Source organism: Bradyrhizobium sp. USDA 336, from assembly GCF_044908355.1.
Lineage (GTDB): Bacteria > Pseudomonadota > Alphaproteobacteria > Rhizobiales > Xanthobacteraceae > Bradyrhizobium > Bradyrhizobium yuanmingense.
In genome coordinates, this window is record NZ_JBIYDC010000002.1 from 1,359,855 (window position 1) to 1,371,854 (window position 12,000).

Sequence of the window (12,000 nt, forward strand, 5' to 3'; positions counted from 1 at the left end):
CGGCTTTTCCTCATTCCCGTCTTGTGTTTTCGCTCCCAATCCGGTTTCACTGCAGGCGATCACTGATTCCCAGAGTATTACCATGCGGTTGTCGCGGTTCTTTCTGCCCATCCTGAAGGAAAATCCGAAAGAGGCGGAGATCGTCTCGCATCGGCTGATGCTGCGTGCCGGCATGATCCGGCAGGAGGCGGCGGGCATCTATGCCTGGCTACCGCTCGGCTTTCGCGTGCTGAAGAAGATCGAGCAGATCGTGCGCGAGGAGCAGAATCGCTCCGGCGCGATCGAGGTCTTGATGCCGACGCTCCAGCTCGCCGACCTCTGGCGCGAGAGCGGCCGCTACGACGCCTACGGCCCGGAGATGCTGCGCATCGCCGACCGCCACAAGCGCGAGCTGCTGTACGGACCGACCAACGAGGAAATGATCACCGAGATCTTCCGCGCCTATGTGAAGTCCTACAAGAACCTGCCGTTGAATCTCTATCATATCCAATGGAAATTCCGCGACGAGCAGCGTCCGCGCTTCGGCGTGATGCGCGGCCGCGAGTTCCTGATGAAGGACGCCTATTCCTTCGATCTCAACGAGGCCGCGGCGCGCGTCGCCTACAACAAGATGTTCGTCGCGTACTTGCGCACCTTCGCGCGGATGGGGCTGAAGGCGATCCCGATGCGCGCCGAGACCGGCCCGATCGGCGGCGACCTCAGCCATGAGTTCATCGTGCTCGCCGAGACCGGCGAATCCGGCGTGTTCATCAATCGCGACGTGCTGGACCTGCCGGTGCCGGGCGAGGACGTGGATTATGAGAGCGATCTGACGCCGATCATCAAGCAATGGACCTCGCTCTATGCGGCGACCGAAGACGTCCACGATGCCGCGCGGTTCGAGCAGGAGGTGCCCGTGGACAAGCGGGTGAACACCCGCGGCATCGAGGTCGGCCAGATCTTCTATTTCGGCACCAAATATTCCGAGCCGATGAAGGCGCTCGTGGCGGGGCCTGATGGTGTCGACGTGCCGATCCATGGCGGCTCGTACGGCGTCGGTGTCTCGCGCCTGCTCGGTGCCATCATCGAGGCTTGCCATGACGATGCCGGCATCAAATGGCCGGAGGCGGTGGCGCCGTTCCGTGTCTCGATCCTCAACCTCAAGCAGGGTGACGCCGCGGTCGATGCGGCCTGCGAGAAGCTTTATACCGATCTTACGGCCAGGGGTGTCGACGTGCTCTATGACGACACCGACCAACGCGCCGGTGCCAAATTCGCCGCCGCCGACCTGATCGGAATCCCCTGGCAGATCATGATCGGGCCGAAGGGCCTTGCCGACGGCAAGGTCGAGATCAAGCGGCGCAGCGACGGCGCGCGCGAGACCATGTCGCCTGCCGACGCGGTCGCAAGACTTGTGGGCTGATGAGGCCGGTCGGCTGAATATTGTTCATCGCGCGATACCGCGGCCGCCAATCCGGCCACAATTGACCCCGAATCATGGGATTATCGAGCGATGGATGAGACCATGACCGAAACCGTGCAAACCGCGCCTTTCGCGCCCTTCGAGTGGATGCTGTCGGCGCGCTATTTGCGGGCGCGCCGGAAGGAAGGATTCATCTCGGTCATCGCCGGGTTCTCCTTTCTCGGCATCATGCTCGGCGTCGCGACGCTGATCATCGTCATGGCCGTGATGAACGGCTTCCGCAAGGAGCTGCTCGACAAGATCCTGGGCCTCAACGGCCACATCCTGGTCCAGCCACTGGAATCGCCGCTGACCGACTGGAAGGACGTTGCCGACCGTCTCAGCCAGGTCCAGGGCATCCGGCTCGCGGCGCCGGTGGTAGATGGTCAGGCGCTGGCGTCATCGCCATGGAACGCCTCGGGCGTCCTCGTGCGCGGCATCCGCTCCGACGATCTCAACAACCTCACCTCGATCGCCAAGAACATCAAGCAGGGCTCGCTCGAGGGGTTTGACGAAGGGCAGGGCGTCGCGATCGGCCGGCGCCTCGCCGATCAGCTTTCGCTGCATGCCGGCGACAGCATCACTCTGGTGGCGCCGAAGGGCGCAGTGACGCCCATGGGAACGACGCCGCGCATAAAACCGTACAAGATCGTCGCGGTGTTCGAGATCGGCATGTCCGAATACGATCTCGGCTTCGTGTTCATGCCGCTTGCCGAAGCGCAGGCCTACTTCAACCGCAGCAACGACGTCACCTCGATCGAGGTGTTCACGACCAACCCCGACAGGATCGACGCCTTCCGCAAGGCGGTGACGGAGGCGGCGGGCCGTCCGATCTTCCTGGTCGATTGGCGGCAGCGCAACTCGACCTTCTTCAACGCGCTCCAGGTCGAGCGCAACGTGATGTTCCTGATCCTGACCATGATCGTGCTGGTCGCCGCGCTCAACATCGTCTCCGGCCTGATCATGCTGGTGAAGGACAAGGGCAGCGACATTGCGATCCTGCGCACCATGGGCGCCTCGCAGGGCTCGATCATGCGGATCTTCCTGATCACGGGCGCTTCGATCGGCGTCGTCGGCACGCTGGTCGGCTTCTGCGTCGGCCTCGTGATCTGCGTTAACATCGAATCGATCCGGCAATTTCTGTCCTGGCTGACCTCGACCGAGCTGTTCTCGCCGGAGCTCTACTTCCTGTCGAAACTGCCCGCCGAGATCGACGTCGGCGAGACCACGGCCGTCGTCATCATGGCGCTGACGCTGTCGTTCCTGGCGACGCTCTATCCGTCGTGGCGCGCCGCGCGCCTCGATCCCGTCGAAGCGCTCCGGTACGAGTGAGGGACTGATGGAGCAGAAGCAGGGGGCAGAAGATGTACCGGTCATTTATCTCCACGAGATAAAGCGGCAGTACTTGCAGGGCGAGGTGCCGCTGACGATCCTCGACGGCGCCAAGCTGGCGCTGTGGGCCGGCCAGTCCGTCGCGCTGGTGGCGCCGTCGGGCTCGGGCAAGTCGACGCTGCTGCACATCGCGGGGCTGCTGGAAGCCCCCGATTCCGGCGAGGTCTATGTCTCGGGCGCGCCGACCTCGCAACTGCCCGACATCGAGCGCACGCAGCTGCGCCGCACCGATATCGGCTTCGTCTACCAGTCGCACCGGCTGCTGCCGGAGTTCTCGGCGCTCGAGAACGTCATGCTGCCGCAGATGATCCGCGGCCTGAAGAAGTCCGAGACCGTCAAGCGTGCCAAGGAGATCCTCGGCTATCTCGGCCTCGGCGACCGCATCACCCATCGTCCGGCTGAGCTGTCCGGCGGCGAGCAGCAGCGTGTCGCCATCGCCCGTGCGGTGGCCAACGCGCCGCGCGTGCTCTTTGCGGACGAGCCAACCGGCAATCTCGACCCCGGCACCGCCGAGCACGTGTTCCAGGCGCTGATGCAGCTGGTCAAGGCGACGCATGTGTCGATGTTGATCGCGACCCACAACATGGAGCTCGCCGGCCGCATGGACCGGCGGGTCTCCCTGTCGCACGGTCAGGTGGTCGAGCTCGATTAGCTAACCGAAGCCAGTCGCAGGCGCGTTCACCTCTCCGGAGGGAGAGGTGCAGTCCCGACGCGGCGTGCGTTCAACGTCAAAATAACAACTGCGAAAGCAACCCCATGCACAGTAGCCAAGTGCTTGGTGGGACTTCCGAAAAAATCGGCGACGGCGCTGCGCCGCGCGCCTCGGGACTCAGGGCCTGATTACCGTCGATTTGAACGGCCCGCCATTTGCCGCGGCGTGCTCCACGGCGGCATTGGCGTGATCGAGGTCGAAGGCTGTCGTCTCATACTCCTCCAGCTTGAGCAGTCCCGCGCGTACCAGCGCGACCAGGCGAGCCGCGGCATCGCGTGGGTACATCCAGACGCCATGGATTGTGATGCATTCGCGCATGATCCAGTTGTAGGGCAGCTCCAGCCCTGGACCGCCCTGCATGTTGACGCCGCCCATCAGCACGATGCGGCCGTTGGGCCGCACCGTCATGATCGCGGCGCGCACCACCGTCGTGGCGACGGAGGGCGGCATGATATCGAACGCGCAATCGATCGGGCCAGGCGCTGCGCGCTTCATCAGTTCGCGGTCGTCATTCTCGTTGCCCGTCAGCTTCACCGGCCTGACGCGCGTGCCATGGCGACGCACGAGTTCGGCCAGCATCTTCTCGTTTCGGCCCGGCGCCACGACACAGGCCGCGCCCATCGCGAGCGCCACGGCCACGGCGGCACTGCCGAAATTGCCGGTCGCGCCGCTCACGAGCACGGTCTCGCCGGCCTGCAGCTTTGCTGCAAGGAAGCCGCCATAGGGCACGAGCATGGTGCCGAGCACGCTCCATTGCGTGGCTTCTGCTTCGCTGAGTTCGCCGAGCCGCGTGAGGTTCTCCGTCGGTACCATCATCCGCTCGGCGAAGGAGCCGTGGTGGAAATGTTTCTGTAGCCGCATGCCGCCTTCGCCGCGCGCGCTCACACCCTGCAGGTGAATGTCGGGAGCGACCGCGTCGTCGCGCGAGCGCACCGTGGGATCGCAGAGCACCCAGTCACCCACGGACAGTTTCGTTGCGTCCGGGCCGACCGCGCGTACCCGGCCGACCCCGCCGGCTCCGGGAATGACGGGCAAGTCCAACGCGTACTTGCGTTCACCGCTGAACACTTCCTTGGAATAGGACAGCACGCGGGTGGCGACGACATCGACGATCACCTCGCCGGTGCCCAGCACCGGTTCGGGGACGTCCTCGATGACCAGCGGGGATCCGAAAGATTTGAGTACGGCAGCCTTCATCATGTTGACCTTCGTTCGTACCTCATTGTGAGGTGCACGGAATATGCAAGGGCTGTCGGCGGGCAGGAAGGCCTGGTATTATCCTAGTATTGTCTTGTCCCTCCCTACGGGAGCACGTCATGGCCGACCCCCGCCGCGTCGAATTCGGCGACTTTCTGCGGTCCCGCCGCGAGAAGCTCACGCCAAAAGCGGTCGGACTTCCCCTGACCTCCAGGCGGCGTACCGCGGGGCTGCGTCGCGAGGAGGTGGCTCAACTCGCCGGGATCGGTGTCGATTGGTACATCCGGCTCGAGCAGGGCCGAACGGTCAGCCCGTCGGTCGCCACCATCGATGCGCTCGCCCGTGCGCTGCGGCTCAGCAAGACCGAGCATGCGCATCTGAAAGCGTTGGCCCGTGACGGTGCGAAAAACGCGTTCACCCGCGAGATCGTGCCGCCGCCCATCCGGCGGATGATCGAGAGCCTAGAGCAGCCAGCCTACATCACCGGGCGTCGCTGGGACGTGCTGGCCTGGAACGCGGCGGCCGAGGAGGTCTTTGGCTTCGGTCAGTTCCCCGAGGAGGATCGTAACACGCTGCTTCTGGTGTTGACGAACAAGCAGACGCGAAAATTCTACGGCGCGAGCTGGACCGACGTTGCCAAGCGCATGGTGGCGATGTTTCGCGCCACCCACGACGTCTGGGCCGGCGATCCCGCCTTCACGGAGCTGCTGATGCGGCTGCGCGAGGGCAGTCCGGAGTTCGTCAAATGGTGGGGGGCGCACGACATCCGCAGCACCATCGCGGGCCGCAAGACCATGAACCATCCGAGCAAGGGCGTGCTGCAGTTCGAGCACACCAGCTTCCAGGCCAACGACGATCCCGCGCTGAAGCTCGTGATCTATACGCCGGTCTTAGCCCGCTTCAGAGCGCGCTTCCGCCGTATCACGCCACGTCCGCTCTGCAGGACCGCGAGGTGCTCCCTTAGCCGGGGAACCTAAGGGCCATCCTACGGTTACCGTTTCATCATTATGCAGGTGGAGCGAGGGACGTGTTCGGGGTTGACCGATGACGAGAGCGACCGAGGGGGCCTCGGCCGATCGCAACGCCGTCTTGGCTACCCTCGGCGATCATATTCGAGAGATCGGCAGCCCCGACGATCTCGCCTATGCGGCGGCGGAGCTGCTGGGCCGCAGTCTCAATGTCAGCCGGGCAGGTTACGGCACCGTCGACACCTCAGCAGAGACCATCACGATCGCGCGCGACTGGAATGCGCCTGGGATCTCGAGCCTGGCCGGTGTGCTGCGCTTTCGCGACTATGGCAGCTATATCGAAGACTTGAAGCGGGGTGAGACGGTCGTCTGCGCCGATGCTGAAAAGGACCCTCGCGTCGGCGACCGCGCCCGAGCTCTCGAGGCGATCTCGGCGCGCGCATTCGTCAACATGCCGATCTCCGAGCCCGACGGGGTTGTGGCGCTGTTGTACCTGAACAATGCCACGCTCCGCGAATGGAGCCCAGCCGAGCTGGAGCTCATCCGCGAGGTTGCCGAACGCACCCGCACCGCGGTCGAACGTCGGCGCGCTGAGAGCGCGGTGCGCGAGAACGAAGCACGGCTCCTCTTCCTAGACGCTCTCAACAAGCAAACGGCCAAGACGCGCGATGCGGACGGCGTCATGGCGGTGACGACGAGAATGGTCGGTGAGTATCTCGGCGTCTCCAGCTGCGCCTATGCCGACATGGATCCTGATCAGGACGGCTTCACCATCCGCGGGGATTGGGCGGCCCCCGGTGCGATGCACATATTGGGGCACTACAGCCTTGCCGACTTCGGCGAGAAGGCGGTGCGAGAGCTGGGCGCCGGGCGGCCCCTCATCATCAACGACAATCTGAAGGAAATCGCTCCCGAGGAAGCCGCCACTTTCCAGCGCATCGGGATCGGTTCGACGATCTGCATGCCCTTGGTGAAGGAGGGGCGCCTGACCGCCTTGATGGCCATTCATCACCGCGGCCCCCATCTGTGGACGCCGCGCGAACTTGCCTTGCTCACCGAAGTGACGGAGCGATCATGGGCCCACATCGAGCGCGTACGATCGGAGCAGGCGGCGCGCGAAGCTGCCGAACGGCTGGTCCTCGCCAACAAGGCCGCAGGGATCGGCACCTGGGACTACGATCCGGTCAACGATATCCTTCGATGGGACGCCCGCTGCAAGGAGGTGTTCGGTCTCTCGCCGGATACCGAGGTCAGCTATGAGGGCTCATTCCTGAAAGGCATTCATCCCGACGACAGGCAGCGCGCTCATGAGGCCGTTTCGAACGCGCTACAGCCCAATTCTCCGGGAAGCTACAACATCGAATACCGGACCGTCGGCATCGAGGATGGCGTCGAGCGCTGGATCGCCGCAACGGGCCACACGATCTTTTCCAATGGTCAGGCCACGCGATTCATCGGGACTGTGCTCGATATCTCCGTCCAAAAGAAGACCGAACGTCATCTGCGAATCCTCAACGATACGGGAGCATCGGTCGCCCGCGAACGCGATCTCGACAAGATCGTCCAGATCGTGACCGATGCCGGCGTCGAGCTGACGAGTGCCCAGTTCGGAGCGTTCTTTTATAACGTCCTGTCGGCGGACGGCGGCAGCTACATGCTGTATTCGCTGTCCGGCGTGCCGCGATCCGCTTTCGAAAACTTCCCGATGCCGCGCGCCACCGCCGTGTTCGAGCCGACCTTCAAGGGCACGGGCGTGGTGAGGTCGGACGACATCCTGCAAGACCCGCGCTATGGCAAGAATGCGCCGCGGAAAGGCATGCCCGAGGGCCATCTCCCGGTCCGGTCATACCTGGCGGTCCCCGTGATCTCGCGCAGCGGCGAAGTGCTCGGTGGGCTTTTCTTCGGTCATGCGGAGGTCGGTCGATTCCACGAAGAGCACGAGGCCGCATTGCTCGGCATTGCCGGCCACGCCGCGACCGCGATCGACAACGCCCGGCTGCTGACCAGGCTCGAAGCGCTCAATGCCGAGCTGGAGCAACGTGTCGCCGACGAGATCGCCGAGCGTATGAAGGCCGAGGAGCAATTGCGGCAATCGCAGAAGATGGAAGCCGTCGGGCAATTGACCGGAGGGATCGCCCACGACTTCAACAACATGCTGGCCGTCATCCTCGGCAGCTTGAATCTCGCCAAACGGCGGCTCGGCAAGGGCGAGCTCGACATTGACCGCTTCCTCGAGAGCGCCATGGATGGTGCGAACCGCGCCGCCACCTTGACGCAAAGGTTGCTGGCGTTCTCGCGACAGCAGCCTCTTGCGCCCGAGGTCGTGGACATCAACAAGATGGTCGGTGAAATGAGTGAGCTGCTCGAGCGCTCGCTCGGCGAGCTCGTCCGTCTCGAGACGGTGCTGGCGGCCGGCCTATGGCGCGTCAAGGCAGACCCCGCGCAGCTCGAAAGCGCTCTCGTCAATCTTGCGGTCAATGCACGCGATGCCATGCCGAAGGGGGGCAGGCTGACGATCGAAACCGCCAACGCCTCGATAGACCCAAAATATGCCCGCGAATACGCGCTGCAGCCCGGGCAGTACGTTCTCGTTGCGGTGACGGACAACGGCACGGGCATTGCGGCGGACGTGCTGGGAAAGGTCTTCGATCCGTTCTTCACGACCAAGATCGTCGGCAAGGGGACTGGCCTTGGCCTCAGCCAGGTCTACGGCTTCGTGCGGCAGTCCGGCGGCCATGTCAAAATCTATTCGGAGGTGGATGTCGGTACGACCGTGAAGATCTATCTTCCACGCTTCGCGGGCGAGGAGCCTGTCTCAACTCCGTCGCACGGCGTACCACATCCCGGTGCAAGTCTGCAGAGCGAGACCATCCTTGTCGTCGAGGACGACGAGCGGGTCCGCGGCATCTCCTCCGAAAGCCTGCGCGAGCTTGGTTATACCGTCGTCGAGGCCGCCAGCGCCCGGGAGGCGATCGGCAAAATCGAAGGCGGCTTCGTTCCGGATCTGCTGTTCACGGACGTCGTCATGCCCGACATGACCGGTGCCGAACTCGCGGCCGAACTGTCGAGACGATACCCGGATCTGAAAGTGCTGTTCACCACCGGCTACACGCGCAACGCGATCGTCCACAATGGCGTGCTCGATGCCGGCAAGCATTTGCTGTCCAAGCCCTTTGCGATCGAAGACCTGGCCGCCAAGGTCCGCTCCCTGCTCGACGAGGGGTGAATGAATGTTGCGCGTTTGAATCGCCCCGCGGGGCGATGTCCGACGTCATTTCAAGGCGAGGGAGCGGGCCGAGGGTTTGTGCTGACGGTCAGTTGGGGGGCGGGCGTCCAAGGGCTCTCGGGCCAATGAGCTGCCTGCCAGGGAGCCGCTTTCCCAGGCGTCGTCGGCCAGGAGCTTGTCGGGCCCGGCGTCGGCAATGCGCAGGATGCCTTGAGCCGAGCCCATTGTGACGGCAGGCCCGCCAGGTCGAGCTCGAATGTCATGATGTCCGTCTTGTCGTCCGCGATCGGCGTGCTTTCGCGGACCTGCAGGGAGCGGGAGGCCAGTATCGCCTTGATCATGTCGGTATCGATGTTGCTGCGCCAGACCTCGTACTTGCCGGTCCGCAGCGGAGCTCCTCCGGCCGTCTTCTCCTTGTCGGCATCCGCCGCGATCAGGATCGTGCTCTTGCCGGCGGCCGCTTCGTCGACCTCGGCCGCAAATGTCAGCGGTGCGCCCTTGCTGCTTTCGCAAGACAGCCGCAGCTCCATCGTTCGGAACGCGGAGCCGTTCGCCTTCTTTGCCGTGGCGATCTTGCGGACGAACGGCCGGGCCTCCTTCTCCAGCGACCAGTTCGTCTCAGCGAGCGGTCGCGTGTCAATGCCGAAACCGTACAGCTCGGATCGCGTCAGCACGTGCAGGCTTTCGAACTTCACCGTTCGGACGAGGGAGTCGAGCTCGCGGCTAATTCCCATCGCCGCGATGAACGCGGCGCGATCGCGATCGGCCGCCAGGAGCCGGCGACGCCTGTATTCTGCGACCGCCGCCGGATCGGGCCGTCCGTCGAAGGCGAGCACCAGCCTGGAATTATGGACCGCCATTGTGGCGTCGGGGGCGACCTCGCGCGATGCCGCCCCGAGAAACAGGTATGCGCAGGCCGAGTTGCACATGGCACGGTTCGTGGCGAGTTCGGCCTCGACCTCGCCGCTCGCGTTCTTGAACTTCAGGCAAGCGGCGTCTCCCTGCGTGCCCGCGGCGCAGGCGGTCGCGATCGTCCGGCCGACCCTGGCAATCGCCTTGCGGCTGCGCAGCAACCGCGCGATCGCGTAGGACTGCTCGACGTTGCCGCCGGGCGAATGGAGATAGATCGGACGCTGCAGGTCCTTGACGGCGGCGAGGAAGCGGCGAATGCGCAGCGCAGCCTCCCGATCGATCTCGCCCTCGATGGCGATCCAGCGATCGCAGCCGGGGCCACACGCATCGGGTGGTCCCTTGGCGAGATAGATCGTCAGTCTGGAGGCAAATCCGGTTTTCTCGGCCGGCGCTGCTTCGGCACGCAAAGTGCCGGGAAGCAAGAGCGAGGCAAGGAGCAGGATGCGGGCGAGCATGGATCGACTGCGCGAAAGGAAAGTTTGACCGGACGCTATACGATGACTGGCGCGGTCACAACTTGCGCTCGCCATGCGCATTTACTCGGACAAGCGGCCGGCAATGCTGCGTCCGAGAACGCTCTGGTACTGGCGGCGCGGCCCGGGCGGCGAGGGGGGACGTTCGGTCGGATCAGAGGTTCGCGCGTGAAGCTCCGCTCGTCGGGAGAATGCCGGTGGGGGCGAGCATGAGCGAGGCGCGGTGCTCTCAGCGAGGCAGCAGAAGGGGTGATCGTTCGAACGTGCGCGGGCGAGCTTGCGAGTGGTGACGAATGTGATGAAAGTGAGCGAAAACATGGCGACAATTTGGATGCGGAACTCGAGCGTGTCTCTCGATTCTCCCATCACGCGAATGTGCGCGCGACGATGTTGCGCGCGCATGCAGTTTGTCTCGCCTCGGCGACATTGAAAGTGCTGAAGACCCTTGTTTCAAAGGGTTTCCGCGCGCGTGCCGATAAACATTTGTTAGTGAGCAAGGTCCTTTCGATCGCACCTGTTGCCTCGTGGTTACAGCAATTCCGTCGATCGCTGTTATGACGACACCACGGCCGGGGGGCCCACTGAAGAAACTGGAACGGGAATCAAATGAAGAAGAATTTGTTGCTTGCAGCTGTCAGCCTCGTCGCGCTCAGCGCGGCTGCGCCGGCACTTGCGGCAGATCTCGCGGCACGGCCCTACACCAAAGCACCGCCGGCGGCGATCGCTGCGGTGTACGACTGGAGCGGCTTCTACATCGGTATCAACGGCGGCGGCGGTTCGGCTGACACGTCGTGGGATCTGGTCGGCTTCGGTCCGGAAGGCTCCCACAACTCGACCGGCGGCACCGTCGGTGGCCAGATCGGTTACCGCTTTCAGTCCGGCCAGTTCGTGTTCGGTCTCGAGGGCCAGGGCAACTGGGCCGACTTCTCGGGTGACAACATCAGCGGCCTCACCGGACTCCGGAATCGTACGCGGGTCGACGCGTTCGGTCTGATCACGGGTCAGGTTGGCTACGCCTGGAACAACGTCCTGCTCTACGCGAAGGGCGGTGCGGCGGTCGTCAGCAACAAGTACGACGTCTACAGCGTCGTGACGGGTGCGAATCTCGACCGGGCCGACGAGACCCGCTGGGGTGCCACGGTTGGCGCGGGCCTCGAGTTTGGTTTTGCTCCGAACTGGACGGTCGGCGTCGAGTACAACCACATCTTCCTCGGCGACCACAACGTCACCTTCGCCAGTGGCGCTGTCGAACGCATCGGGCAGGACATCGACATGGGTCTCGTCCGCCTGAACTACAAGTTCGGCGGCCCGATGATCGGCCGTTACTGAGACTGACCGCTCCACGTGAGCGGCTGACGAAAGCCCCGGCCTCGGCCGGGGCTTTTTTGCTGTTTGTCTTCAGCGAGTTAACCATCTCCTTTCGGCGGCTTCCGGATCGCTTGACTCCATAGAACGAAATGAGAACAATGTTCTTCATACGTTCCAACAAGGGAGCAGGCCATGTTCAGGGTTTTCGTGGAAGAAGCCGCCGCACTGGCGTCCATCACGCTGTTCGTCGGGATGATCGCGATCTGGGCCCAGGTCATTCCGCAGCTCTAGGCCGGCTTTCTCCGACCTCTTGGGGAAAAGCGGGACGACGCGCCCAAGCGGCCGCTCCGGCGTGGACTCTCAAGCTGTGA

Annotated in this window: 9 protein-coding genes; 7 read left to right on the top strand and 2 right to left on the bottom strand. The window is 64.0% G+C overall.

The annotated features are described in order from the left end of the window. The first annotated feature begins 82 nt into the window (after positions 1 to 82). The 3 genes from proS (at position 83) to ABIA45_RS07345 (ending at position 3,485) form a co-directional block, all read left to right on the top strand. Positions 83 to 1,402, top strand: coding sequence for a proline--tRNA ligase (gene proS, locus ABIA45_RS07335; protein WP_404651544.1), 1,320 nt, complete (start codon positions 83 to 85; stop codon positions 1,400 to 1,402). A gap of 90 nt (positions 1,403 to 1,492) precedes the next feature. Then, positions 1,493 to 2,773 carry a lipoprotein-releasing ABC transporter permease subunit gene (locus ABIA45_RS07340; protein ID WP_157283581.1) on the top strand — a complete coding sequence of 427 codons (1,281 nt, stop codon included), beginning with the start codon at positions 1,493 to 1,495 and terminating at the stop codon, positions 2,771 to 2,773. 7 nt (positions 2,774 to 2,780) lie between these two features. Next, positions 2,781 to 3,485, top strand: coding sequence for an ABC transporter ATP-binding protein (locus tag ABIA45_RS07345; RefSeq protein ID WP_157283582.1), 705 nt, complete (start codon positions 2,781 to 2,783; stop codon positions 3,483 to 3,485). A gap of 177 nt (positions 3,486 to 3,662) precedes the next feature. Here the strand turns inward: ABIA45_RS07345 and ABIA45_RS07350 are convergent, their stop codons facing one another. After that, complete coding sequence (locus tag ABIA45_RS07350; RefSeq protein ID WP_404655623.1) at positions 3,663 to 4,742, bottom strand: zinc-binding alcohol dehydrogenase family protein; 1,080 nt, start codon at positions 4,740 to 4,742, stop codon at positions 3,663 to 3,665. Positions 4,743 to 4,861: 119 nt separating this feature from the next. On the opposite strand from ABIA45_RS07350, the gene ABIA45_RS07355 reads away from it, so the two are divergent. Both ABIA45_RS07355 and ABIA45_RS07360 read left to right on the top strand, forming a co-directional pair. Continuing rightward, the gene (locus ABIA45_RS07355; RefSeq protein ID WP_404651545.1) at positions 4,862 to 5,719 is read left to right on the top strand and encodes a helix-turn-helix transcriptional regulator; all 858 of its coding nucleotides are present in this window, start codon (positions 4,862 to 4,864) and stop codon (positions 5,717 to 5,719) included. Between the two features lie 67 nt (positions 5,720 to 5,786). Beyond that, on the top strand, positions 5,787 to 8,936 hold the full coding sequence (locus ABIA45_RS07360; protein WP_404651547.1) for a GAF domain-containing protein: 3,150 nt from the start codon (positions 5,787 to 5,789) through the stop codon (positions 8,934 to 8,936). A gap of 50 nt (positions 8,937 to 8,986) precedes the next feature. On the opposite strand, the gene ABIA45_RS07365 is transcribed toward ABIA45_RS07360, so the two are convergent. Continuing rightward, a complete protein-coding gene (locus ABIA45_RS07365) occupies positions 8,987 to 10,303 on the bottom strand; it encodes a hypothetical protein (protein ID WP_404651548.1) in 1,317 nt (438 codons plus the stop codon). Between the two features lie 267 nt (positions 10,304 to 10,570). On the opposite strand from ABIA45_RS07365, the gene ABIA45_RS07370 reads away from it, so the two are divergent. Both ABIA45_RS07370 and ABIA45_RS07375 read left to right on the top strand, forming a co-directional pair. Further along, positions 10,571 to 10,879, top strand: coding sequence for a hypothetical protein (locus ABIA45_RS07370; protein ID WP_404651550.1), 309 nt, complete (start codon positions 10,571 to 10,573; stop codon positions 10,877 to 10,879). 48 nt (positions 10,880 to 10,927) lie between these two features. Continuing rightward, positions 10,928 to 11,650 (top strand): outer membrane protein, encoded by a 723-nt coding sequence (locus tag ABIA45_RS07375; RefSeq protein ID WP_271537996.1) that lies wholly within the window; start codon positions 10,928 to 10,930, stop codon positions 11,648 to 11,650. Positions 11,651 to 12,000 lie beyond the last annotated feature (350 nt).

What these genes read in the sequence shown, in the direction of transcription:
- ABIA45_RS07350 (WP_404655623.1), bottom strand. Translation starts at nt 4,742, where the DNA reads ATGAAGGCTGCCGTACTCAAATCTTTCGGATCCCCGCTGGTCATCGAG.
- ABIA45_RS07340 (WP_157283581.1), top strand. Translation starts at nt 1,493, where the DNA reads ATGGATGAGACCATGACCGAAACCGTGCAAACCGCGCCTTTCGCGCCC.
- ABIA45_RS07355 (WP_404651545.1), top strand. Translation starts at nt 4,862, where the DNA reads ATGGCCGACCCCCGCCGCGTCGAATTCGGCGACTTTCTGCGGTCCCGC.
- ABIA45_RS07375 (WP_271537996.1), top strand. Translation starts at nt 10,928, where the DNA reads ATGAAGAAGAATTTGTTGCTTGCAGCTGTCAGCCTCGTCGCGCTCAGC.
- ABIA45_RS07365 (WP_404651548.1), bottom strand. Translation starts at nt 10,303, where the DNA reads ATGCTCGCCCGCATCCTGCTCCTTGCCTCGCTCTTGCTTCCCGGCACT.
- ABIA45_RS07360 (WP_404651547.1), top strand. Translation starts at nt 5,787, where the DNA reads ATGACGAGAGCGACCGAGGGGGCCTCGGCCGATCGCAACGCCGTCTTG.
- ABIA45_RS07345 (WP_157283582.1), top strand. Translation starts at nt 2,781, where the DNA reads ATGGAGCAGAAGCAGGGGGCAGAAGATGTACCGGTCATTTATCTCCAC.
- proS (WP_404651544.1), top strand. Translation starts at nt 83, where the DNA reads ATGCGGTTGTCGCGGTTCTTTCTGCCCATCCTGAAGGAAAATCCGAAA.